General features: G+C 69.2%; 22 protein-coding genes and 1 riboswitch. Of the genes, 12 read left to right on the top strand and 10 right to left on the bottom strand.

Going from position 1 to position 21,710, the window contains the following annotated elements; translation table 11 throughout:
• Positions 1-81 precede the first annotated feature (81 nt).
• The 3 genes from BLW75_RS00265 (at position 82) to BLW75_RS00255 (ending at position 2,316) form a co-directional block, all read left to right on the top strand.
• Positions 82-1,071 (top strand): TolB family protein, encoded by a 990-nt coding sequence (locus tag BLW75_RS00265; RefSeq protein WP_034316682.1) that lies wholly within the window; start codon positions 82-84, stop codon positions 1,069-1,071.
• 10 nt (positions 1,072-1,081) lie between these two features.
• Positions 1,082-1,627, top strand: a complete 546-nt coding sequence (locus BLW75_RS00260; RefSeq protein WP_091596367.1) for an isochorismatase family protein — start codon at positions 1,082-1,084, stop codon at positions 1,625-1,627.
• A 176-nt stretch (positions 1,628-1,803) separates the two neighbouring features.
• Positions 1,804-2,316 (top strand): VanZ family protein, encoded by a 513-nt coding sequence (locus BLW75_RS00255; RefSeq protein ID WP_034316685.1) that lies wholly within the window; start codon positions 1,804-1,806, stop codon positions 2,314-2,316.
• Here BLW75_RS00255 and BLW75_RS00250 read toward each other — a convergent pair.
• Together BLW75_RS00250 and BLW75_RS00245 are read right to left on the bottom strand one after the other, a co-directional pair.
• The gene (locus BLW75_RS00250; RefSeq protein ID WP_034316688.1) at positions 2,280-3,971 is read right to left on the bottom strand and encodes a flavin monoamine oxidase family protein; all 1,692 of its coding nucleotides are present in this window, start codon (positions 3,969-3,971) and stop codon (positions 2,280-2,282) included. The two genes, BLW75_RS00255 and BLW75_RS00250, sit on opposite strands and share 37 nt — an antisense overlap.
• Entirely contained in the window at positions 3,968-4,723 is a 756-nt protein-coding gene (locus BLW75_RS00245; RefSeq protein WP_034316691.1) for a carbon-nitrogen hydrolase family protein, read from the bottom strand. The genes BLW75_RS00250 and BLW75_RS00245 overlap by 4 nt, the downstream gene beginning before the upstream one ends.
• On the opposite strand from BLW75_RS00245, the gene BLW75_RS43110 reads away from it, so the two are divergent.
• Complete coding sequence (locus BLW75_RS43110; RefSeq protein ID WP_198935787.1) at positions 4,706-4,963, top strand: hypothetical protein; 258 nt, start codon at positions 4,706-4,708, stop codon at positions 4,961-4,963. The genes BLW75_RS00245 and BLW75_RS43110 overlap by 18 nt on opposite strands.
• An 88-nt stretch (positions 4,964-5,051) precedes the next feature.
• Here BLW75_RS43110 and BLW75_RS00235 read toward each other — a convergent pair whose 3' ends face one another.
• Entirely contained in the window at positions 5,052-5,615 is a 564-nt protein-coding gene (locus tag BLW75_RS00235; protein WP_034316697.1) for a DinB family protein, read from the bottom strand.
• Positions 5,616-5,707: 92 nt separating this feature from the next.
• On the opposite strand from BLW75_RS00235, the gene BLW75_RS00230 reads away from it, so the two are divergent.
• Complete coding sequence (locus BLW75_RS00230; protein WP_034316919.1) at positions 5,708-6,655, top strand: helix-turn-helix transcriptional regulator; 948 nt, start codon at positions 5,708-5,710, stop codon at positions 6,653-6,655.
• A 133-nt stretch (positions 6,656-6,788) separates the two neighbouring features.
• Here the strand turns inward: BLW75_RS00230 and BLW75_RS00225 are convergent, their stop codons facing one another.
• Entirely contained in the window at positions 6,789-8,606 is a 1,818-nt protein-coding gene (locus BLW75_RS00225) for a flavin-containing monooxygenase (protein WP_034316701.1), read from the bottom strand.
• A gap of 158 nt (positions 8,607-8,764) precedes the next feature.
• On the opposite strand from BLW75_RS00225, the gene BLW75_RS00220 reads away from it, so the two are divergent.
• Positions 8,765-9,967, top strand: a complete 1,203-nt coding sequence (locus tag BLW75_RS00220) for a sigma-54-dependent transcriptional regulator family protein (protein WP_034316704.1) — start codon at positions 8,765-8,767, stop codon at positions 9,965-9,967.
• Positions 9,968-10,011: 44 nt separating this feature from the next.
• Positions 10,012-11,265, top strand: a complete 1,254-nt coding sequence (locus BLW75_RS00215; RefSeq protein ID WP_034316707.1) for a cation:proton antiporter — start codon at positions 10,012-10,014, stop codon at positions 11,263-11,265.
• 274 nt (positions 11,266-11,539) lie between these two features.
• On the opposite strand, the gene BLW75_RS00210 is transcribed toward BLW75_RS00215, so the two are convergent.
• Both BLW75_RS00210 and BLW75_RS00205 read right to left on the bottom strand, forming a co-directional pair.
• Positions 11,540-12,049 carry an SRPBCC family protein gene (locus BLW75_RS00210; protein WP_034316710.1) on the bottom strand — a complete coding sequence of 170 codons (510 nt, stop codon included), beginning with the start codon at positions 12,047-12,049 and terminating at the stop codon, positions 11,540-11,542.
• A gap of 195 nt (positions 12,050-12,244) precedes the next feature.
• Positions 12,245-12,880 carry a DUF4230 domain-containing protein gene (locus BLW75_RS00205; RefSeq protein ID WP_034316923.1) on the bottom strand — a complete coding sequence of 212 codons (636 nt, stop codon included), beginning with the start codon at positions 12,878-12,880 and terminating at the stop codon, positions 12,245-12,247.
• A gap of 111 nt (positions 12,881-12,991) precedes the next feature.
• Here BLW75_RS00205 and mptB point away from each other — a divergent pair, with 111 nt between their 5' ends.
• Entirely contained in the window at positions 12,992-14,431 is a 1,440-nt protein-coding gene (gene mptB / locus BLW75_RS00200; RefSeq protein WP_034316712.1) for a polyprenol phosphomannose-dependent alpha 1,6 mannosyltransferase MptB, read from the top strand.
• On the opposite strand, the gene BLW75_RS00195 is transcribed toward mptB, so the two are convergent.
• Complete coding sequence (locus BLW75_RS00195) at positions 14,335-14,880, bottom strand: SRPBCC family protein (RefSeq protein ID WP_198935788.1); 546 nt, start codon at positions 14,878-14,880, stop codon at positions 14,335-14,337. The two genes, mptB and BLW75_RS00195, sit on opposite strands and share 97 nt — an antisense overlap.
• 59 nt (positions 14,881-14,939) lie before the next feature.
• Between BLW75_RS00195 and BLW75_RS00190 the strand changes: the two genes are divergently transcribed.
• Together BLW75_RS00190 and BLW75_RS00185 are read left to right on the top strand one after the other, a co-directional pair.
• Positions 14,940-15,521, top strand: a complete 582-nt coding sequence (locus BLW75_RS00190) for a TetR/AcrR family transcriptional regulator (RefSeq protein WP_034316717.1) — start codon at positions 14,940-14,942, stop codon at positions 15,519-15,521.
• Positions 15,522-15,589: 68 nt separating this feature from the next.
• Positions 15,590-15,658, top strand: a riboswitch (guanidine-III (ykkC-III) riboswitch).
• Between the two features lie 11 nt (positions 15,659-15,669).
• Positions 15,670-15,984: a DMT family transporter gene (locus tag BLW75_RS00185; protein ID WP_034316926.1), complete on the top strand. Its 315-nt coding sequence runs from the start codon at positions 15,670-15,672 to the stop codon at positions 15,982-15,984.
• A 194-nt stretch (positions 15,985-16,178) separates the two neighbouring features.
• Here the strand turns inward: BLW75_RS00185 and BLW75_RS00180 are convergent, their stop codons facing one another.
• Together BLW75_RS00180 and BLW75_RS00175 are read right to left on the bottom strand one after the other, a co-directional pair.
• Positions 16,179-17,504 carry an alpha-lytic protease prodomain-containing protein gene (locus tag BLW75_RS00180; protein WP_034316719.1) on the bottom strand — a complete coding sequence of 442 codons (1,326 nt, stop codon included), beginning with the start codon at positions 17,502-17,504 and terminating at the stop codon, positions 16,179-16,181.
• Between the two features lie 133 nt (positions 17,505-17,637).
• The gene (locus tag BLW75_RS00175) at positions 17,638-18,621 is read right to left on the bottom strand and encodes a LysR family transcriptional regulator (protein WP_034316722.1); all 984 of its coding nucleotides are present in this window, start codon (positions 18,619-18,621) and stop codon (positions 17,638-17,640) included.
• A gap of 160 nt (positions 18,622-18,781) precedes the next feature.
• Between BLW75_RS00175 and BLW75_RS43280 the strand changes: the two genes are divergently transcribed.
• Positions 18,782-20,089: a DUF5919 domain-containing protein gene (locus BLW75_RS43280; protein ID WP_241783839.1), complete on the top strand. Its 1,308-nt coding sequence runs from the start codon at positions 18,782-18,784 to the stop codon at positions 20,087-20,089.
• Between the two features lie 83 nt (positions 20,090-20,172).
• Complete coding sequence (locus BLW75_RS00165; protein ID WP_034316725.1) at positions 20,173-20,487, top strand: hypothetical protein; 315 nt, start codon at positions 20,173-20,175, stop codon at positions 20,485-20,487.
• Positions 20,488-20,496: 9 nt separating this feature from the next.
• On the opposite strand, the gene BLW75_RS00160 is transcribed toward BLW75_RS00165, so the two are convergent.
• A complete protein-coding gene (locus BLW75_RS00160; protein ID WP_034316729.1) occupies positions 20,497-21,684 on the bottom strand; it encodes a cation:proton antiporter in 1,188 nt (395 codons plus the stop codon).
• Positions 21,685-21,710: the final 26 nt, after the last annotated feature.

The following is a 21,710-nucleotide window of genomic DNA, read 5'->3' as shown; positions in this document are numbered from 1 at the left end:
ATGAGCACGGAGGCCTTCGCTCCGGAAATCTTCGCCTTACACCTCACTAGTTCTTCGGCTCCCCCGCAGGAAGGCACGACCGTGAACGCCCGCACCCGCGTCCTGATCGCCGTCACCGGAACACTCGCGCTGATCGCGGCCGCCGTGATCTACGTCGGGGTGGCGGGCGCGCGCAACCAGGACACCGCGTCGGCGGGCACCAGCGACGCCGTCAGCCTCGACGGCCCGCGGTTGCTGTTCCGCAGCACCGCCGACGCCGACCGCGGCCACGTGTCCAGTGTCAGCGCGGCCGACCCGGGCGGGGCACGTGCGGTGTCGACCGTGTCCTGCAGCCGGGTCCACGCGGCCGGCGGCACCGGGATCTGCCTGCGGCCGGAAACCGGGCTGACCACCTACCAGCTGGCCGTGCTCGATCGCCGTCTCGCGGTGACACAGGAGATCCCGCTGGTCGGGGTGCCCAACCGGGCGCGCGTCTCGGCCGACGGTCAGAGGCTGTCCTGGACGGTGTTCGTCACCGGCGACTCCTACAACGGCGGCCGGTTCTCCACCCGCGCCGGCACCCTCGACCTCACCACCGGCGAGGTCGAGGGCACGCTCGAAGAGTTCGCGGTGACCGTGGACGGCAAGCCGTACAAGGCGGCCGACGTCAACTTCTGGGGCGTCACCTTCACCCGGCAGCCGAACCGGTTCTACGCCACCATGTCGACCGGTTCCCACCGCTACCTCGTCGAGGGCGACTCGAAGGCCCGCACCGTGCGGACGTTGCGGGACAACGTCGAATGCCCGTCCCTCTCCCCCGACGAAACCCGCATCGCCCACAAGTCCGCCGTCGACGGCGACCCCGCGAAGGGCTGGCGGGTCTCGGTGCTCGACCTCGCGAGCGGCACGGTGACCCCGCTGGCCGAGACCCGGAGCGTTGACGACCAGCCGGCCTGGCTCGACGGCCGCACCGTCGCCTATGCCCTCCCGCGCACGCAAGGACACTCCGATGTCTGGGCCGTCCCCGCCAACGGGGCCGGCGCGCCCCGGCTGCTCATCCCGGAGGCGGAGTCGCCCGCCGCGCTGCCCTAGGCTGCCGCGTATGAGGGCCGCGCTGCTGATCGTCGACATGCAGGAAATGCTCGTTCCCCTGGTCTGGCGCGGCGAGGAGCTGGCGGTCCGGATCGCCGGGCTCGCCCGGCGGGCCCGTGAGAACGGCGTCCCGGTGATCGCGCTGCGGCAGATCGGCGCTCCCGGCACCGACTTCGATCCCTCGTCGCCGGGCACCCGGGTCAGCGCGCTGCTCGGTCTCGAGCCGGTCGACGTCGTGGTCGACAAGACCGCGACGGACTCCTTCTACCGCACCGGGCTGGCCGGTCTGCTGGTCGACCGGGGCGTCGACACCGTGGTGCTGACCGGGCTGGCCACCGACTACTGCGTCGACGCGACCGCCCGGGCCGCGCAGAGCCACGGGCTGGACGTCGTGCTGGTCGCCGACGGCCACGCGCCGTCCGCCGACGGAGACCCCACCACGGGACTGACGGCCGAACAGGTCATCGCCCGGCACAACCTGCTCCTGAGCACGGCGATCCATCCCGGCGGACGGGTGCGCGTCGTGCCGTCGGCGGAGGTCGGGTTCACCGGCTGAGCGAAGCAGGGAGTGCCCGATTCAGGTAATTCACGCGTTTTCGCGAGGGTCGTGAGTGGCAAAGAGGGTTAGAACGACACTTACCACTCACGACCCCAGCAGCCATCGGCCAGCCGGGAACCACGCTTCTCTACCTTGAAGCCGGCGTAGGGACCCCTCCGTAGGATCGGCCCGCCATGATCACGAACTTCCTGCTCGACCACTCCGCCCTCGTGCCGGTGGCGATCCTGCTGGTCGCGCTCGTCTGCGCCGTCCTGGGCCGCCTGTTCGCGAGCAGGCGCCGGATCCTCTGGGCACTCGCCGGAGTGTCGTTGCTCCCCGTCTTGGCACTGACCTTGGTGCCGACGGCGCACACGATCGACGGGATCCTGTGCACCGTCCAGTTCTCCGTGCCCACGCCGGGCGCGGTCGAACTCCTGGCCAACGTCGCGCTGTTCCTCCCGCCGGTCTGCTTCGCCGCGCTGGCGTCCCGGCGCCCGGTGACGATGCTCGCGGCGGGTTCGGCGCTGTCCGCCGTGATCGAGACGCTCCAGGCGCTCGTGCCCGCGATCGGCCGCGCCTGCGACACCAACGACTGGCTGATGAACACCATCGGCGCGGTACTCGGCGCCCTCCTCGCGGCGGGCACGGCGTGGCTGGTGGACCGCCGCGCTCAGTCGGGCAGCTCGACGGGCGCGATCTCGTCGTAGACGTCGCCCGGTCCCGGGTTCGCCGGGTCGGTCTCGCCACCGAAGTGGTGCAGGACGCCCCACACCGCGTTCAGCGCCGTCTGGACGGCGCCTTCGGCCCAGCCCGCCGTCCACGAGACGTCGTCGCCCGCCAGGAAGAGACCGCGGTGGCGCTCCTCCAGCCGGTCCTGCTTGAAGTGGGTGAACAGCCGGTGCTGATAGCGGTAGTGGCCGGGCAGGTTGGCCTTGAACGCGCCCATGAAATGCGGTTCGGCCTCCCAGGACACGGTCACCGGGTCGCCGATGATGTGCCGCCGGACGTCGACGCCGGGGTAGATCTCCCGCAGCGACTGCAGCATCACCTCGACCCGCTCGGAAACCGAGAGCGGCAGCCACTTCAGCGAATCGTCGGCCCAGGTGTAGGACAGGCAGATCACCGCGGGCGCGTCCGGGTCGTCGCCGAGCAGGTACGTGCCGCGCGGCATGCGGTCGGTGAGCGTCATGCTCATCGTGTCGCGGCCGGTCGCCGGGTCCTTGTCCAGCCAGAACGGCCGGTCGACCGGGACGAAGACCTTCGAGGACTCCATGTAGTGCGTGCGCTCGATCGCCGTCCAGTGGTCGATCGGGAACAGCGCCTCGTCGCAGGCGATCTTCGACAGCAGCATCCAGCTCTGCGCGGTGAACACCGCCGCCGGATAGGTACGGATGCGGCCCTCGGTGTCGGTCACGGTGATGTTGTTCGGCGCGGTGCGGTGCAACCTGGCGACGCCGGGGTTCGGGCTCCCGCCGTGCAGCGAGCTCAAACTCGTTCCCGCGGGCCAGAACGCGATGTCTTCGGGCGCGTGTTCCCACAACCGCAACGGAAGCCGCCTGCTGCCGCCGACGATGCTGCGGTGCTCGTCGTCGGCGCCGGTGTAGACCACCCGCAGGATCTCCAGGATCGAGTTGGGGAAGTCGGTGTCCCAGCCGCCGGTCCCGAAGCCGACCTGCCCGAAGATCTCACGGTCACGGAACGAGGCGAACGCGGGCGAGTCGCAGAGGAAGCCGTAGAAGGTCTGGTTGTCCAGGCGCGGCACGAGCTCGTTCCACAGCCGCTTGATCGTCTTCACGTCGCGTTCGCGGATCGCCATCTGCATCTCGGTGAACGCGGCCTGCTCGGACAGCGTGCTGTCCCAGGCGGCCGCGACCTTGCCGAAGACGGCGGGAAGGTCGTCCGCCGTGCGCGCGTAGTGGCTCTCCCCCTTGAGGTCGACGACGGTGCTCGGCGTGCCCTCCGCGAGCGGGTTCGGGAACGGTGTCGTCTCCAGGCCGACCTTGTCGATGTAGTGGAAGAGCGCGGTCGACGACGGCGGGAAGCGCATCGCGCCCATCTCCGCGACGACGTCGTCCGGGCAGCCGGGGAAGTTCACCGTGCGGAGGCGGCCACCGATCTCGGCGATCTCGTACACGACCGGGCGCAGGCCGAGTTTCATCAGCTCGTACGCGGTGACGATGCCGGAGAGGCCGCCGCCGATCACCGCCACCTCGGTGCCGTGGCGTTCGGCGGGGAGCGAGCCGAGTCCGGCGGGGTGGGCGAGGAAATCGTCGTAGGCGAACGGGAAATCGGGGCCGAACATGGTGATCGGGCGGCCCGCCGGTTCGTCGTGGTGGATCGCGGTCGGGAGGGCGGAGGTCATGCGGAAAGTCCTCGGTACAGCTCGGGCCGTCGGTCGGCGAGGTGGGTGTTCTCCAGACGCGACGCGACGAGCGCGTCACGGGGGACTTCGGCGCTGATCAGCGCCGGATCGGTGCCCGCGCGGGCGAGCACTTCGCCGGTCGGAGCGACGACGCAGGAGCGGCCGCAGTAGGTCAGCTCCTGTTCGGTGTCGCACCGGTTCGCGTAGGCGACGAACAGCTGGCTTTCGTAGGCGCGGGCGGGCACCAGCGTGTCGGCGACCAGTTCGTACGGGCTCATCAACGCGGTCGGCACCACGAGGAGTTCGGTCCCCGCCAGCGCGTGCGCCCGCACCAGTTCGGGGAACTCGACGTCGTAGCAGATCAGCAGGCCGATCCGCAGGCCGTCGAGTTCGGCCTGCACGACCGCCTCGGTACCCGGTTCGAACCAGTCACGGTCGATGTCGCCGAACAGATGTGTCTTGCGGTAGTTCGCCAGGCGCTGTCCGCCGGGGCCGATCAGCTGGACGCTGTTGTACACGCGGCCGTCCGCGGACTCGGGGTACCCGTAGGCCAGTGCGACACAGGTTTCCCTTGCCAGCGCGGACATCCGCTTCGCTGTCGGCCCGTCGGCCGGTTCGGCGAGCTCGCGGGAACGGGCGCCGATGTGATAGCCGGTGGTGCTCATCTCGGCGGCGATCACGAGATCGGCGCCCGACGCCGCGACGGCGGACGGCAGCTCGGCGTACGAGCCCTGATGGACGGCGACCTTCATACCGACGACGATATCCGCCGTTTCGATGCACCGATAAGGGATGATCGTTGCACAAAGTGTCGTCATACCATCGAATCAGTGCATTATTACGCAATCCAACGGCGATTTGTTGTCTGGATCACCCGCCGGGTGGCGGTTCCTCCGTGTGATCGTCCGCCCCAGCCGAGCGCCTCGGTGACCGCCTTCTCCGCGATGGCCGACATCGTCGACATGTGGCAGATCTCGACCGTGCAGAAGTAGCCGCTGAAGTCGACGAACCGCACGTTCGGCGGCAGATCCGGCAAAGCCTCGTACGGCGGCTGGCCTTCGCGACGAGATCGCGCGCTGATCAGGTCGATTTCCGGCCGTCGATGCTTTCCCGCAGGATGTCGGCGTGGCCGGCGTGCTGCGCGGTCTCGGCGATGACGTGAGTCAGCACGCGGCGCACGCTCCACACCGCGCCCGGCGGGTTCCAGGGTGCCTCCGGCAGTGGGTGCGTCGCGGAAAGGTCCGGAATGGACGAGACGATTTCGTTCGTCCGCGCGGCCACCTGCTCGTAGCGCGCGAGGATCCCCGCGAGCGTGTCGCCGGGCAGCATCCTGAAGTTGTTCTGGTGGTCGATCGCCCATTGCGGGAACTCGCGGGCGGTCCCGGAGCCGAGGTCGGCCCAGGTGACGCCTTCCGGCAGGTCGTAGGTCATCGCGGACGGGCCCTCGACCGCGAAGCGCAACCGCATCTCCTCGATCGAGGCGACGTGTTTGATCAGGCCGCCGAGGCTCAGTTCGCTGACCGTCGGACGCTCGTCGAGTTGCTCGTCCGTGAGCCCCTGGACGGTGGTGGTCAGCGCGGCGCGGACGGCGTCGAGGGCTTCGAGCAGGTCGGCGCGTTCGGCGTCGAGGATGGTGGCGGTCATCGGGCCCTCCGGGTTGTCGTTTTCTGGCACAAGACGACTCTCGCAGGGGTAGAGGACAGGTTGTGGCCTCTACTGGAGGCATCATGGAAAACATGCCGAAGACCTCCGCGCGCCTGTTGGCGATGCTGTCGTTGCTGCAGGCACGCCGCGACTGGCCGGGAGCGCTGCTGGCCGAGCGGCTGGACATCAGCCCGCGCACCGTACGGCGCGACGTCGACAGGCTGCGCGAACTCGGCTACCCCATCGCGACCATCAAGGGCCCCGACGGCGGCTACCGGCTCGACGCCGGGTCCGAACTGCCGCCCCTGCTCTTCGACGACGACCAGGCGGTCGCGCTGGCCGTCGCGCTTCAGATCGCCACCACCAGCGGCGCGGGGATCGAGGAAGCGGCGATGCGGGCGCTGCACACCGTCCGGCAGGTGATGCCCTCCCGGCTGCGGCGCCGGATCGACACCCTGCGGGTCACCGCCGTCGAATCGCCCGCGAGCCGGTCGGAACCCCGCGTCGACGGCGACGTCCTACTCGCGCTCGGCGCGGCCGTGCACGCCCGCGAGATCCTGCGGTTCGACTACGCGGACGCGCCGCGCCGGGCGGAACCGCATCACCTCGTCACCTGGCACGGCCGCTGGTACCTCGTCGCCTGGGACACCGATCGCGCGGACTGGCGCACCTTCCGGGCCGACCGGATCTCCCCGCGTACCCCCACCGGCCCGCGGTTCACGCCCCGTGGACTGCCCGCCCCCGATGTCGCCACCTTCGTCGCGAGCCGCTTCCGTGGTGCGTCCGAGTCCGGCGAATGGCCGTGCCGCGGGGAAGTCGTCCTCGACCTTCCCGTGGCCACGGTGTCCCACTACGTCCGCGACGGTGTCGTGGAAGAACTCGGGCCGGATCGGTGCCGTCTGACGCTGGGGTCGTGGTCGTGGGCCGGACTCGCGGCGAGTATCGGCCGGTTCGACGCCGACATCGAGGTCGTCGGGCCTCCTGAACTCAAGGAGGCCTTCGCCGTCCTGGCCCGCCGTTATGCGAAGGCCGCCCGTTGAGCACGGGGTACGACGCCGGGCTCGCCCAGGGTCTGGGGACGGTACCCGACGTCGCCTACCGCCCGGGGTCCGGAGGCGGTGCCCTCCGGTACCGGGACCGCCCGGGATCCCGGTCACCGAAGCTCGATGCTCCTCACGCCTTGTGGTGCACCTCCTGGAGGCCGTACACCGGCGTCGGGATGCCCTCGTAACGCGCTTTCAGTTGCAGCGCGAGGTAAAGCGAGTAGTGGCGCGACTGGTGCAGGTTCCCGCCGTGGAACCACAGGCCGTCCTTTTGCGTGGGCTTCCACATGTTGCGCTGCTCCCCCTCCCACGGGCCGGGGTCCTTCGTCGTCCCGGAGCCGAGGCCCCAGCATTTGCCGACGAGGTCCGCGGTCTCCTGCCCGACCAGATCGGCGACCCAGCCGTTCATCGAGCCGTAACCGGTGGCGTAGACGACGAGGTCCGCCTTCAGTTCCGTGCCGTCGGACAGCACCACCGCGTCCCGGGTCAGATGGTCGACCTGTCCGTGGGCCAGCTTGATCTTCCCGTCGGCGACCAGTTCCGACGCGCCCACGTCGATGTAGTAGCCGGAGCCGCGGCGCAGGTACTTCAGGAACAGGCCGGAGCCGTCGTCGCCCCAGTCGTGCTCGAACCCGGCCGCTTCCAGCCGCGCGTAGAAGTCCTTGTCCCGCTCGCGGATCGCGTCGTACACCGGGATCTGGAACTGCGGCATGATCCGGTACGGGATCGACGCGAAGATCATGTCCGCCTTGTCGGTGGTGATCCCCGACCGCACCGCGCGTTCCGAATAGAGGTCGCCGAGTCCCAGCTCCATCAACGAATCCGACTTCACGACATGTGTGGAGGACCGCTGCACCATGGTGACGTCCGCGCCGTGCTCCCACAGTGCCGCGCAGATGTCGTGCGCGGAGTTGTTGGAACCGACCACGACGGCCTTCTTGCCCCCGTAGGAATCCGGGCCGGGGTGCTGGGACGAATGGTGCTGATCGCCCTCGAAAACGTCCATCCCGGGAAACGACGGGAGATTCGGCTTGCCCGACATCCCGGTCGCGAACACGACGTGCCGTGGCGTGAGCACCAGTTCCTCACCCTCGCGGACCACGGTCACCAGCCACTGCCGCTTTTCCTCGTCCCAGGACGCCGAAGTGACCTCGGTGCTGGTCCAGTACGGCACCTCCATGAGCCGCGTGTACATCTCGAGCCAGTCGGCGATCTTGTCCTTGGGCGCGAACACCGGCCAGTTGTCCGGGAACGGCAGGTAAGGCAGGTGGTCGTACCAGACCGGGTCGTGCAGGCAGAGGTTCTTGTACCGCTTGCGCCACGAATCGCCCGGTCGTTCGTTGCGTTCCAGGACCAGCGTCGGGACGTCGAGCTGCCGCAGCCTGGCGCCGAGCGCGATCCCGCCCTGTCCGCCGCCGATGACGACGACGTACGGCTGCTGCTCGTAGCCGAGCCGGGTCTGTTCCTCCTCGCGCTTCTCGGCCCAGGACTTCCGCCCGCGTACGACGCCGTGCTCGACCCCCTTCGGCCGCTGCTCGTTGCGACGTTCCTCGAAACCCTTGAGCTCGCGCAGACTCGTCAGCAGCGTCCAGGCGCCTTCGTCCTTCAGCCTCAAGTGCCCCTTCGCGCGTCCAGTCGCGGTTTCGAATTCGAGCCACGCTTCGGTCACGCCGTCGGCTTCGGTCGGCGTCCCGGTCGTACGGAACCCGGACGGGTCGATCCGGTCGAGGCACGCGCCGAGCAGGCCGGCCACCTCGTCGCGCCCTTCGACCGTCTTGATCGTCCACGTGAAGGCGACCAGGTCACGCCAGTAATTGTCGACGGCGAACAGCGCGGCGGCGGCTTCGACATCGCGGGCGGCGAGGGCCGATTCGAATCGGCTCAACCAGGCGTCCACCCGAGCCTGCGGCGAGCCCGTCGCCTCGATCCGGTCCACCGTCTGGGTCATGGCCACTCCTGAACGTCGGCGATCGGCTGTTACCCCGATCACACGCCTCCGGTGGGTACGGGGGCAAAGGTTGCAGCGTGTTGCACCTCCGGCTCCTTGGCGCGCCTCGGCGGCCGGTCCTATGCTGGTCAGTCGACGCGATGGTGCGGAGGTGACCTGTGAGCTTGTACAGCTCGGTCCCGCCCGGCGTCGACCTGCCGATGCACGCCCGGGACCTGATCCGCATGCACGAAGCCGTGATCGGCGGCGGCCGCCCGCGGGTCCGGCCGCGGCCGCTGGTGTCGCGGTCGTGGTCACGAATGCTGAGCCTCGGGCTCGCCGCCGACGGGGTGAACACCCGGGATTCGGTCTCGTTCGACGAGGTCGCCCGCCGTCGCCGCGTCTCCCCGCTGCGGCTGGTGGTGGAGGACCTCGGTCAGGTGGTCGGCGCGACGGCCGACACCGCGAACATGCTGCTGGTGGTGACCGACGCCGACGGCATCATCCTCTGGCGGGTGGGTTCGTCCGCCGTGCGGCGCCGGGCCGACACCTTGGGCTTCACCGAAGGCGCCGTCTGGACCGAGACCAGGGTCGGCACCAACGCGATCGGCACCGCGCTCGCCGAGGCCGCGCCCGTGGAACTGCTCGCGGGGGAACACTTCGAACAAGGCCAGCATCCCTGGTACTGCACCGCCTCGCCGGTACACGATCCGCGCACCGGTGAACTGCTCGGCGTGATCGACGTCAGCGGTCCGGCGCTGACCCTGCATCCGGCGATCGGCGCGTTGGTGGAGACCGGGCGGCGCCTGGTCGAAGCCGAACTCTGGCGGCACCATCAGCAGGGTCTCGACCGGTTGCGCCGGACCGCCGAACCGGTGGTGACCGGCGTGGGCGGCCCGGTACTGCTGGTGGACGACGACGGCTGGGTGGCCCACTCCGCCGGGGTCGCCTCCGGCGCGCGAATCGCCGCGCCCGCGGAAGGACAGATCCTGGCCGTGCCGGGCCTCGGCGCCTGCCTGCCCGAACGGCTGGCCGAAGGCTGGCTCGTCCGCCCCGCCGACACCGCGCGCCGCGTCCGGCTGGATCTCGAACTCGGCCACGCGCCGATGCTGCGGATGGCGTCGGGCGACGTCGGCTGGGTCCGCACGGTGACGCCCCGGCACGCGGAGATCCTGGTGCACCTCAACACGGCGGGAACGGCCGGGCTTTCGGCCGAGGCGCTCAGCCGGGCGCTTTACGGCGACGCAGAACATCTCGTCACCGTCCGCGCCGAGGTCTCCCGGCTGCGACGGCTGCTCGGCGCCATTGTGGACACGCGGCCGTACCGGCTGGCCACCGGCGTCGCCCTGACGGTCCATAAAGGACTTGAAGTGAGCGGCTGAACCTCGCCCGGTTGCCGGAGGCGCGGGCCGGGTACTCCGCGCGAATGGAGATCTTGCTCGCCGGGGCAGGCATTCTGGCGTTGTGCGCCGCCGTGCTGCCGAACCTCTTGCACGAACGCGCGCTGTCGATGCCGCTGGTCCTTCTGATGGGCGGGCTCGTTTTCGGACTGCTCCCGTTCGGACACCCCTATGGCCAGGGTGTCCTCGATCCGCGGTCGCATGTGGGCGCCGTCGAAGTGATCACCGAGCTCGGTGTGCTCGTGTCGCTGGTCGGCGCGGGACTGAAATCCGACCGGTTGTTCGGCTGGCGGTCGTGGAGCTCGACATGGCGGCTGCTGGCGATCACTCTGCCGCTGTCGGTCGGCGCGGTCGCCCTGCTCGGCTGGTGGGCGCTCGCCCTGTCCCCCGCCGCCGCGCTGCTGCTGGGAGCCGTGCTGTCGCCGACCGACCCGGTGCTGGCGAGCGACGTCCAGGTGCCCGCGCCGCATACCGACGACGGGCGGGGCTCGGACAACGAAATCAGGTTCACGCTGACCTCGGAAGCCGGGCTGAACGACGGCCTGGCGATGCCGTTCGTGCTGCTGGCCCTCGTACTGGCCGGAACGGCGAGTACGTCCCCCGTGCCGTGGCTGCTGACCGAGGTCGTGATCCCGCTCGCGGTCGCCGTCCTGGTCGGCCTCGTCTGCGGCCGGTTGCTGTCCTGGCTGATGTTCCGGGTGCAGCATGACAGGCTGCGCCTGGGTGAATACTCCGACGGCCTGGTGGTGCTGGCCATCGCGTTCCTCCCCTTCGCGCTCTGCGAATGGCTGGGCGGCATCGGCTTCGTCGCGGTGTTCACCGCGGCCGCGACCATCCGCGCCAGCGAGCGGTCGCACGAGTACCACGGGGTGCTGCACGAATTCGGCGATCAGCTGGAACGGCTCTTCGTCGCGCTGGCCTTGCTCGGTCTCGGCGTCGCGATGGGCGACGGGCTGCTGGACGGGTTGAGACTCGTCGAAGTCCTGGTGGCGGTGGCGGCCGTGGGCATCGTTCGCCCGCTGTTCGGCGGGCTGGCCCTGCTCGGCGGCGGCGCCACCCGCCCGGCGGCGACGGCGATCGCGTTCTTCGGTATCCGCGGGATCGGCAGTCTCTACTACCTTTCCTACGCGCTGGGGCACGGCGATTTCCCGATGGCCGACTCGCTGTGGCGGGTCACGGCGCTGACGATCGCGGTTTCGGTGCTCGTGCACGGACTGCTGTCCGGTCCGGTGATGCGCAAGCTGGAGGACCGGGGAATGCAGAACTTCGAGAACGGCTGAGGCCGGCGTACGTGGCTGGGGTAGGCAGTCCGCTCGCGTGTCACCGATTCCGTCTGGGCAGCCGCTGCGTTGCGAAAGCCACTTTCGCAACCTTCAACGTTGCGAAAGTGGCTTTCGCAACACGCCACGTGGCCTCCCCCTCGATAACCCGAATCGCCACTTCCGAATCGCTGAACCGAGTCGGCCATTTCGCGTGACCAGACGGACGACACGCGTGATCCGACGGACGACACGTTCGTGGCCGGGCCTCGTCGCGTGTCAGAAAACGATCACGCTAGCGGTGCCATTCCCGGCCCTCCAGCCGGGCCTTGACCCGCTCCAGCGTGGCGGCGATATTGGCCCGGTTGGTCCCGGCTCGATCCGGCTCGCCGGTGATGAGGATGGCGATCGGGATGAACCACGGTGGCACCCGCAGCCAGTTCTTGACGACGAGACGGGTGCCGTCGCCGTCGGGGGCGATTTCGTACTCCCACCGGGAAATCGGCACGAAGAACGGCGTGCGCACCCGGTAGGCGAACCGGTGGCCGGGTTCGGCCTCGGTGATCTCGGCGTGGGTCACCCAGCGCCGCCACCCGTTGCGGTTGCTGCCGGCGAACCAGTTCCCCACGCGGGCCTCGGTCGCGCCGCGGATCCACCGGGCTTTGCGGAGTTCTTCGGTGCACTCCGACATCGCGACCGGATCACTGACCAGCCGGTATACCTGTTCGGGGGCGGTGTCGATCGTGACCTCCCCGGTCGCGATCGGTTCACTGTAGGTCAGGCTGTCCCTCGGCTTCGTCACCATCGCGCCTCCCAGTCGACTTCGCCAGCCCACCAGCACGAGCCCGTCCGGTCAAGACCGGCGGGGTGAGCACCGCACGGACGCGGAATCATCGTGCGCCGATGAGCGCCCGAGGAGCGCTTTGCTTCATCCGCGTATGAAGCCTGGCCGGTCGCCGCGCGGTCTCCTGTTCGTGATTCCCGACCGGGGGCGCGGAGGTCAGGTGGCGGGTTCCGCCGCGAAGGTGACCTGGAAGCCCAGCCCTCGGAGCAGCTGTGTGAGCATCGCCTTGGTGTTGGTCTTGGCGCGCTCGAGCAGGCCGGAGTGTTGCGCGGCTTCACCGATGCGTTTCTCCGCGGCGAGGTAGAACGGCCGCTGGTCCTGCACGGAAACCAGGGCGCCGAGCCGATCGAACAGGCCGCGCTCCTGGCCGAAGACGTAGCTCCGTTCGTTGTCCAGATTGGGTTTCGCCAGCTTCGGTTCGGGGAGCCGGACCTCGACCGATCGCCGGTCTTCGGACACGGTCAGCGAATTCTCCACCAGTGGCCCGAAGTCGACGTACGCGTCGACAGAGCCCGCCGCGACGAACAGGGTGCGTTCGCCGGCGATGCTCGCGGGTACCCACTGGACGTCCTTCTCGATGTCGACGATGACCTGGTAGTCGCCGACCGCGGCGTGATACTGGCTCAGATCCCGGACCGCCTGGAGCACCGCGGGTTGCGAACGGTCCACAGTGGACGTTCCGAACGGATTGAGCTTCGGCAGCAGCCCGGTGAGCTGCAATGCCGCCGCGACGATCAGGAGCCCGGCCAAGCCGAACACCCCGAGACGCACCCAGCGCTTTTTCACGCTCACCACCGCCTCTCCACGGCGGGGGGTACCCGGCGGACGCGGCCCCGAAGCATCACAACCGGTTTCCCCTACGTTCGGCGGAACCGGACTTCGCACTTGGAGTAGTTTGGCCGCATGCAGAACGTCTTGCCCGCGCCGGAGAAGACCGGGCTGAACATCTCGACGTTGCACTGGGCGGGTTTCCTTGGAATCGCCGTACTGGTGCTGGTCACGTCCGGGATCGGCCTGCCGTCGGTGCTGGTGGTGGCGCTGGGTGTCGCCGGGATGGCCACCCTCGTGCTGTCCTGGCTCGGCATCGGACGCCTCGCCGCCGGATTGCCCGAACGGCGGCTGTACTGGATCGCGGTCTCGTGGTGCGCGCCCCTGCTGGTCGCGCGCCCGCTGTTCAGCGGCGACATCAACAGCTATCTGGCGCAGGGCCTGATCGCGGCCAAGGGATTCGACACCTATCTCGTCGGGCCCGCCGAGGCGCTCGGCGCCGATTCGCCGGTGACGATGGCGGTCAGCCACTACTGGCGGGACACGCCCGCACCCTACGGTCCCGCGTTCGTCGCGCTGGCCCGCACGATCGCCCACGTCGCCGGGGACGCCTTCGTGCCGACGGTGCTGCTGCACCGGTTGCTGGGGCTGATCGGAATCGTGCTGATGGCGTGGGCGCTCCCCCGGCTCGCCCGCCGCGTCGGGGTCTCCCCGTCGATCGCGCTGTGGCTGGCCCTGCTCAACCCGCTGGTGCTGTGGCACGTCGTGGGGGGCGTGCACAATGACGGGCTCATGGTCGGCCTGATGGTCGCCGGGCTGGAACTCGTCCTCCTGGGCGCGGCGAAGACCGGTGTGGCCCGGCCCGCGCTGATCGCCGTCGGCGTGGTCGCGGTGAGCGCCGCCGCGAACATCAAGATCGTGGCGGTCGCCGGCCTGCTGTTCGTCGGCGTCGCTCTGTTCCGCCGGGCGACTCCCGCGGGCCGGGTGGCGGTGGCGCTCGGGCTGCCCGCCGGATTCGCCGCCGTCACGGTGGCGATCTCACTCGGCAGCGGGCTCGGTTTCGGCTGGGTCCGGGTGCTGTCCGGGGTTTCCGGCCAGGTCCACAGCTGGATGGCCCCCACCAACGAACTCGGCTTCCTCGTCGGCGGGGTGGGCAAGGTCTTCGGAGCCGACCTGACCGACGGCGCGATCAAGGTGTTCTCCCTGATCGGCGCGATCCTCGGCCTCGCCGTGGGCGCCAGGCTGCTTTGGCTCACCTATCGCGAGAAGCTGCACCCGCTCTACGCCGCGGGACTGACCTTCGCCGCGATGCTGGTCCTCGGGCCGGTCGTCCAGCCCTGGTATCTCTTGTGGACGGTCGCCCTGCTGGCCGTGAGCCTGACGACCGACCGCGGCCGTTGGATCCTCGCCGTCGTCAGCGCGGTGTTCGGTGTTCTTCTCCCGCCCGCGAACGGCGGCGCCGTCTCCCTGGCGCTGGGTTACTTGATCGCCGTCGTGCTCATCGGCGGCACTTTGTTCGTACTCAAGCGAAAGGGCCTCCTGCCGGAGATCAGGCTCCGCAAGAGCCGAACGTAAAGGCTCCATCGCGCCGGCTTCGCGACCGTGCCGGTGAGTTCACGCTCGGCACGGTCGAGGCAGTCTTCCAGCAACGCGTCGTGCATCGGCCGCCACAACAGCGGATAGGTGAACCATGCCGGGTGCCGAAGCCGCAGCACCATGAGGTGCACGAGTTCGGTCTCCCCGGTTTCCGTCGCGCGCAGGGTGAATTCGTGGAACCCGTCGAAGCCGCGGGGCGCGCTGAACCTGAACCGCACGGACCTTCCTGGCTCGTAGGACTCGACGTGATACCGCACCGGTCCGTGCCCGCCGTCGGCGCCCACCCCGAGTGGCCGGTCGAACCGCAACGGCGGCCACGCGTCGACGGGCCAGAGCCTGTCGCCGTCCGCGGACAGAGTGTCGATCAGCGCGCCGGCACGGTCCTGTGCCACGCCGACGATCCGGTGATGCCTGTTCCACACGCGCATCGCGCCTCCCAGTTCTAGAGACCTTCCCCTAAAACCATAGTAGAGGATAGTCTCTGAAAATGGGACGGCCACCGCGGCACACCGCCGATGACTTCCTCGACGCCGCCGTGCGGATCTTCGCCACCGAAGGGGCCGCCGGGGTGACCATGTCGGCCGTCGCCCGCCAGGTCGGCGCGCCGAGCGGGTCGATCTACCACCGCTTCCCCGGACGTCCGGCGCTGCTCGCCGCCGTCTGGTTTCGCACGGTGACCCGCTTCCAGCAGGGCTACCTCAAAGCACTCGAACAGGAACCGGTCATCGAAGCCGCCGTCGAGGCCGCCGCACAGGTCGTCCGCTGGTGCCGCGCCCATCCCGCCGAGGGGAAACTGCTCTACGGCGGCGACAGAGCGCTCGGCGTCGACGACTGGAGCGCCGAAGACCGCGCCCGCGTCGACGCCGCCAACCAGCGCCTCGACGCGGCGATCACCAAGGTCGTGCGACGGCTGCGTCCGCTGACCGGCCGGAGCACCGACGAACTGATGCTCGCCTTGGTGGACCTTCCCTACGCGGCGGTGAGGCGCCATCTCGACCGCGGTGAGGCGCCACCGCCGCGCACCGTCGACCTGGTGGCCAGGACCACGCGCACGCTGCTGGCGGGCTGAGCTCAGGCCCGGGTGGTGACCCTCGTCAAACCCGCGGGCACCCTGTGCGGCGGTGTGCCATCCTGGTCGTGGAACCTCGTGATCGAGGTCCCCGGACGAGTGGGTGCCGTACCCGGCCAGCGACAAGACGGCGCTCTGGGAGCGCGTCATGTCGTGGCTTGTCCTGATCGTTTCGGGTGTGCTGGAAGCCGTATGGGCCACCGCCCTCGGCAAATCCGAAGGGCTGTCCCGGCCGGTACCGTCGGTGATCTTCGGCGTGACGCTGGTCGCCAGCATGGTGGGCCTCGCGTACGCGATGAAGGATCTCCCCGTCGGCACCGCCTACGCGGTCTGGGTCGGCATCGGGGCTTCGCTCACCGTCGCCTACGGCATGTGGTCGGGGGCGGAAACCGTTTCGGTGGCCAGGATCCTGCTGATCGTGGGGATCGTGGCCTGTGTGGTGGGCCTCAAAATCCTGCACTGAGCCGTAACTCGCGTGATCAGGCACGTAACTCGCGTGATTGAAGGCGTAACTCGAGTGTGCGGCGTCTGATCACGTGAGTTACGCCTTCGATCACGCGAGTTACGCCGTGAAGAGGGACCGCCCCCGACGCACGGACGACGTCGGGGGCGGTCGGTCCGGGCGCACCCCTGCGTGTGGCCCGGACGGCTAGGCGGTCAGGCGCGCGCCCAAAGCGCTGGGACGTTCGGCGGCTCCCAACCTGCCTGAGCGGTGTGGCCCTGCAGGGCCCGGTAAGTGGCACCGCCGTAAGTCACCGTCGCGCCGACGGCGTAGGTGGTGCCTGCCGCCCAGGTTCCACCGGGCGGGTTGTTCGACGTCGTGGTGGTCGGCGTCGTGCTGGAGGGCGGGTTCGAACCCGAGGTCACCAGACGCAGGTTGTAGACGCTCAGGATCTCCGAGATCGGCTGGAAGTAGAACGTGCCGCCCGAGCTGCAGTTGCCGGAGCCACCGGAGGTGACGCCCTGCGCCTGGTCGCCCGCGAGCCACGAACCACCCGAGTCACCCGGCTCGGCGCAGGCGTTGGTCCGGGTGAGGCCGGAAACGGTGCCCTGCGGGTAGTTCACCGACGCGTTCTTCTGCTGGATGGTGCCGCAGTGCCAGCCCGTCGTGGAACCGGAACGGCAGACCGACGCGCCGATCGCGGCCTCCTGCGAACCCGCCACCGGCACGGTGCCCGGGTAGCGGTTCACCAGCGGACGCGGGGTGTTGCCCGCGTCCACGCGGACCCAGCCGTAGTCGTTACCGGGGAAGCTGGAACCGGCGACGCTCCCGCTCGGGTTCGAAGTCCGCGTCCCCGTGGTGCCGCAGTGTCCCGCGGTCACGAAGCCGCCTTCGACCGAGAAACCGATCGAGCACCGGCCCGAGCCGAAGGTGTAGGCGTTGCCGCCGATGACGTCGATCAGCGGAACCGGGCTTTCGGCGCTGGTCTCGACCCGCACCGCGTCGGCGCCCACGCCCGCCGCGGTGGCCCACGATTTCGCGGCCGCCTCGCCACCGGCGTTGGCCAGTACCACGATCGAGTTCGTGGTGGCGTCGACGTACCAGCCGGGCACGGTCTTCGGAGCGCTGGTTCCCTTGGCGTCCAACGACAGCTTCGCCGCGTCGAGCTGAGCCGCACTCCGCGCGACCGTCTTCGGGGCCGCGCCCGCCGCACGGACGACACCCTCCAGTGCCGCGTCGGTGACCGCGACGGTCAGCGTGGTCCCGGCCGCGTCCAGCCAGGATCCGGCGTAGGACGAGCCGAGCCGGGATTTGAGGTCGCTGTCGGCGCTGGCCGCCTTCTGCTCGCCGTCGAGGCGGGTCCTCGCCTGTTCCGGACTGATCTTCAGGTCTCGCGCCAAGGCGGCGACGATCTCCGACCGGACCTGCTCGGCGGCCGACACGTTCTGGCCGGCGCTGGCGCTCGGCGTCAGCGCGATGGCCGTGACCAGGCCCGCGCCGGTCAGAGCCGCCGCGGCGGCCGCTACGATCTTTCGGTTCATTTCAGGCGTTTCCTCACCGCGTTCCGGAAGAAGATCTCGTCCAGACCGTACGAGGCACCTGATGCAAATGGTACATACCATTTAGGTCATATCCACCCCAGTGGACTGGACCTATTGACCGCTTTCGCGCAGGTCAGCGCATCCCGGCGTCCGTGTAGTCCACGCCGTACCCCGGGTTCAACTCCAGATACTTCGAGTAGGTCGGCCGCCGGTCGATCAGTTCGCCGTACACCGCGCGGGACAGGGCGATCATCTCCGCGGCGAAGGGACCCATCTCCCCGCGCTCCGACCAGCCGACGAGGTTCCGCCAGCTCAGCGGATTCCCCGCGATCGGGACCGCGACGATGCCCGGGATCTCGTGGAACAGCGGCTGGCACAGCACCACCGCGTGTCCCGACTCGACCATCTCGATACACGTCAGCACATCGGTTTCGTACAACGAACGCGGTGTGAACCCCGATCTCGCGCAAGCGGAGGCGAAACAGTCGCCGAAACAGCCGTCACCCGGCGTCGCGCACCACCGTTCGTTCGCGAGCGCGCCGAGCTCGACCTCGGGCCGCTGCGCGCGCTCGTCCCGCGCCGACATCAGCACGAACACCGGATGATGCGCGAGCGTCCGCCAGCGGAGGCCGGGCTCCGGCGGCGGCGCGGCGTCACCGCAAACGCCGACGAAGGCGAAGTCCAGCGCGCCCTCGGCGGTCATGTCCGCGAGTTTGTTGGCCGACCACGACGTATGCGTGGCGACATGGATGTCGGGATGGGTGGTGCCGAGACGCTGCAGGAGCGCCCCCAGCATCGGCCCCGTCGCCGAGCCGAGCCGCAGGGTCACCGGCTCACCGGTACCGGCGTGCTGGGCGAGCCGCGCCGCCTCGTCGTGCAGCGACGACACGGCGGGGAGCACCATCTTCGCCCTGTCGAGGACGAGGAGGCCGAGCGCGGTCGGCCGGGTACCCGTGTGGTCGCGCAGGAACAGCTTCCCGCCGAGGGTCCGTTCGATGCGCTTCAGTTGTGCTGTCAGTGCAGGCTGCGCCATTCCGAGCGTGTTCGCCGCCTTGGTGATACTCCCGAGTTCGGCGATCGCGCACATGATGCGCAGGTGGCGCAGTTCCAGCTCCATCCCTCTACGTTAGTAGACATAACTGGACTGGACCAGACAAACGATTGAGCCAAATGGCTTCGTATCGCTTGGTTCGGCGATGCCATCGATGTCAGGAATCCAGGACACGCCAGGGCTCCGGCCGATACCGTGTCCACGGAACCGGCGACGAGGGGGTTCAGTGGCGGAGCGTGGACGGATCCGGCGATCGCTGGCGCGCGTGATCACCGACGACAACCTGGATCTGTACGTACTGGGCACCGTCGCACTGGCGTTCACCGTCCTCGGCGCGACCGGGATCTCGGACGTCAAAACGCTTTCGTCCGTGGTGACGGCGTTGCTGGCCCTGCTCGCCTTCTCCCAGATCCGCTCGCGGCGGCTGACCGAACAGGTCCGCGACTCCAACCGGGGTGGCCCGGCGTCGTTCTTCGAACCGGAATTCCCCGCTGATCTCATCTCCCGGCGTGCGGCGGCGTTCGACATCCTGCTCGTCGGCCATTCGATGACCCGGACCGTGCAGGGGATGCGCAGTGACATCCGGTCGATCCTCGAATCGGACGGACGGATCCGGGTGCTGGTGCTGGATCCGACCGACGAAGAGCTCGTCGCCATCGCCGATCGCCGGATCTCCCAGGGTCTCGGACAGGGGCGGCTGCGGCAACGGATCCTGGCGACCCTGGACGAGCTGACGTCCTTGAAGAGCAGGACCGGCGGCAGGCTGGAGATCCGGGTGTCGTCGCGGATCCCGTCCGCGGGTTTCAACTGTCTCGACGTCTCCGGCAAACGGGGCCTGATCTGCGTGCAGCACTACGAATACCGGCCGAGTGGTGAGGCCGCGCCGGTGTTCACAGTGGAACCGAAGGACGCTCCCTGGTACCGGCACTTCGCCGGCGAGGCGGAACGGCTGTGGGAGGACGGCACACCCTGGCCGCTGTCCCCCGCGGACCAGGTCGCGCGGGCGCGCCGCCCGGTGTTCAGCGAGGACTTCGGCCCCGCCCTCGCCGAGGCGATCGACGGCACGAGCGAACTCCTGATCACCGGGATGGCCCGCAACACCCTGGTGAACAACGGTTACGGCCAACTCGAAGAACGGTTGCGGGCCGGCGCCAAGATCCGGTTCGTGCTGATCGACCCGCATTCGCCCGCGATCGGCACAGCGGCCTCCCGGTACTACGCCGTGCAGTCTCCGGAAAGCGCGCGAGAGCGGGTCCTCCACACGCTGCGGGTGCTGGCCGAACTGAAACGCTCGACCGGTGGCGACCTCACGGTCCGGCTCGTCGCGCACCCCGTCGCCACGGGAGCGATCGTCACCGGCACCGCGCTGTTCGCCGAGTACTACACCTACCAGGCCGCGGGTGAGCCGAAGTTCGTGCTGCAGCCCGCGGACGGCGCGGCGTACCGGACCTTCCTCGGCGAGGCGGAGGCGTTGTGGACCAGTGCCGCGCCGTACGACCTGACCGTGGACGACGTGGAGACGGCGGGCGGCTGAGCCGATAACGGTTCGGAAACGACGCCCGCTCCCCCCGATTCCACTCTCCTAGAGTGCCTTCTTTCGCGCCCAGGGGAGGGTTCGTGCACATCCACGCCAGACGCCGTTCCATCAGCTTCAGCGGCCGGACGGTCACGATCAAGGCCGCGGTCAAAGGACTCAACTACAAGAAGCACACGTTCACCGTCGAGAAGATCAGCGGTATCAAGAACATCCCGCCGACGGCGTTCAAACCGGGAATGCTCGTCTTCGAAGTGAACGGGGCGTCCAAGACGATCGTCGAAGACGTGCCCATGTACGCCGACAAGGTCGACATGAACACCTTCACCTACGGCGGCATGAATTCCAAGCACGTGAAAGAGCTGGAGGCGGCCATCCGGAAGGCGATGAACGGCTGACCAGCGGGATCAGTGTCTCTTCGACTTGCGGTTCAGGAACGCCGAGGCCCCGACACCGTGCGCGGCGACGCTCAGCAGCACGGTCACCGCCATGACGCTCAACGCGACGTCCGCCGCGTCCCCGTCGAGTGAGTTGAAGGCGAGCAGGCCGAACACGATCGACGCCGCGCCACGCGGGGCCAGCAGGCCGATGGTCAGCCGGTCCCGCCACCGGAAGTCCGTCCGCAGCAAGGTGAGCAGCACCGGGATCAGCCGCGCGACGGTCAGTGCCACGACACTGACGAGCACGATGCCCCAGGTGAGGCCGAAGGACAGCACCAGCACCGCGGTACTGCCGAAGACGAACCACATCAGCAGCCCGCACAGCGAACTGACGTCCTCAGCGAGCCCGACTTCGTCTTCGCCGGGGTGCCGCGCGGTCTTGTAGGCGATCCCGCAGATGAACGCGGCGACGAAGCCGTTACCACCGATCGCGACGGCGGCGGTGTAGGTCAGCAGCGGCAGGGCGACCGCCGCGACCCGCGCGGAATGCCGGGTCGACCAGCCGTGCTTGGCCGTCACGTTCATCGCCACCGCGGCCACCGCACCGATGACGGAGCCCGCCAGCACGGCCAGCAACGCCGCCGGGATCGCGGTCTGCAACGCCTCGCCCGGCGTGTTCGCCTGGTGGTGGCTCCCCGCGAGGGTGAGCGCGAAGATGAACACCGGGGCGACGACGCCGTCGTTGTAGCCGCTCTCGACGTTCAGCAAATGCCGCACGCGTTCGGGCACCCGGACGTCGTGCACCACGGACGTCGCCGGCGCGAAGTCCGTCGGGGCGATGACGCAGGCGATCAACAGGACCGCGGCCCAGCCGAGGCCCGGCAGCGCCAGCAGGCCGACACCCATGACGATCAGGATGGTCAGCGGCAGCGCGATCAGCAGCAGGCGCACCGCGGTCTTGGCGTCGTGGCCGAGATAGCCGCCCTTGACCGCGGTGGCGTCCACGAACAGCAGCAGCGCGAGGATCAGTTCCGCCGCGTTGAGCGCGATCTCGGTGTTGAGCCCGTTGCCGAGATCGTTGCGGGTGCTGAACCCGATCGCCAGCCCGGCCGCGACCATCGCCATCGGCGCGGTGATCTGCCACCGCTCCAGCCGCGCCGCCGTCATCGTCCAAGCCAGCACGACGACCGCGCCGACGAGCACGCTCTGGATCATCTCCCCGTCCCTCGTTCCCGGTGGAC

This window comes from Amycolatopsis lurida (assembly GCF_900105055.1).
Taxonomy (GTDB): domain Bacteria; phylum Actinomycetota; class Actinomycetes; order Mycobacteriales; family Pseudonocardiaceae; genus Amycolatopsis; species Amycolatopsis lurida.
The sequence above is the reverse complement of the archived record's forward strand: the minus strand, read 5'-3'. Positions and strand labels throughout refer to the sequence as shown.

Bases quoted from the DNA above. Each gene is read 5' to 3' on its own strand.
- BLW75_RS00260 (WP_091596367.1), top strand. From the start codon at position 1,082: ATGAGGGCCGCGCTGCTGATCGTCGACATGCAGGAAATGCTCGTTCCC.
- BLW75_RS00255 (WP_034316685.1), top strand. From the start codon at position 1,804: ATGATCACGAACTTCCTGCTCGACCACTCCGCCCTCGTGCCGGTGGCG.
- BLW75_RS00250 (WP_034316688.1), bottom strand. From the start codon at position 3,971: ATGACCTCCGCCCTCCCGACCGCGATCCACCACGACGAACCGGCGGGC.
- BLW75_RS43110 (WP_198935787.1), top strand. From the start codon at position 4,706: ATGGACGGCGACCTTCATACCGACGACGATATCCGCCGTTTCGATGCA.
- BLW75_RS00245 (WP_034316691.1), bottom strand. From the start codon at position 4,723: ATGAAGGTCGCCGTCCATCAGGGCTCGTACGCCGAGCTGCCGTCCGCC.
- BLW75_RS00235 (WP_034316697.1), bottom strand. From the start codon at position 5,615: ATGACCGCCACCATCCTCGACGCCGAACGCGCCGACCTGCTCGAAGCC.
- BLW75_RS00230 (WP_034316919.1), top strand. From the start codon at position 5,708: ATGCCGAAGACCTCCGCGCGCCTGTTGGCGATGCTGTCGTTGCTGCAG.
- BLW75_RS00225 (WP_034316701.1), bottom strand. From the start codon at position 8,606: ATGACCCAGACGGTGGACCGGATCGAGGCGACGGGCTCGCCGCAGGCT.
- BLW75_RS00215 (WP_034316707.1), top strand. From the start codon at position 10,012: ATGGAGATCTTGCTCGCCGGGGCAGGCATTCTGGCGTTGTGCGCCGCC.
- BLW75_RS00210 (WP_034316710.1), bottom strand. From the start codon at position 12,049: ATGGTGACGAAGCCGAGGGACAGCCTGACCTACAGTGAACCGATCGCG.
- mptB (WP_034316712.1), top strand. From the start codon at position 12,992: ATGCAGAACGTCTTGCCCGCGCCGGAGAAGACCGGGCTGAACATCTCG.
- BLW75_RS00195 (WP_198935788.1), bottom strand. From the start codon at position 14,880: ATGCGCGTGTGGAACAGGCATCACCGGATCGTCGGCGTGGCACAGGAC.
- BLW75_RS00190 (WP_034316717.1), top strand. From the start codon at position 14,940: ATGGGACGGCCACCGCGGCACACCGCCGATGACTTCCTCGACGCCGCC.
- BLW75_RS00185 (WP_034316926.1), top strand. From the start codon at position 15,670: ATGTCGTGGCTTGTCCTGATCGTTTCGGGTGTGCTGGAAGCCGTATGG.
- BLW75_RS00180 (WP_034316719.1), bottom strand. From the start codon at position 17,504: ATGAACCGAAAGATCGTAGCGGCCGCCGCGGCGGCTCTGACCGGCGCG.
- BLW75_RS00175 (WP_034316722.1), bottom strand. From the start codon at position 18,621: ATGGAGCTGGAACTGCGCCACCTGCGCATCATGTGCGCGATCGCCGAA.
- BLW75_RS00160 (WP_034316729.1), bottom strand. From the start codon at position 21,684: ATGATCCAGAGCGTGCTCGTCGGCGCGGTCGTCGTGCTGGCTTGGACG.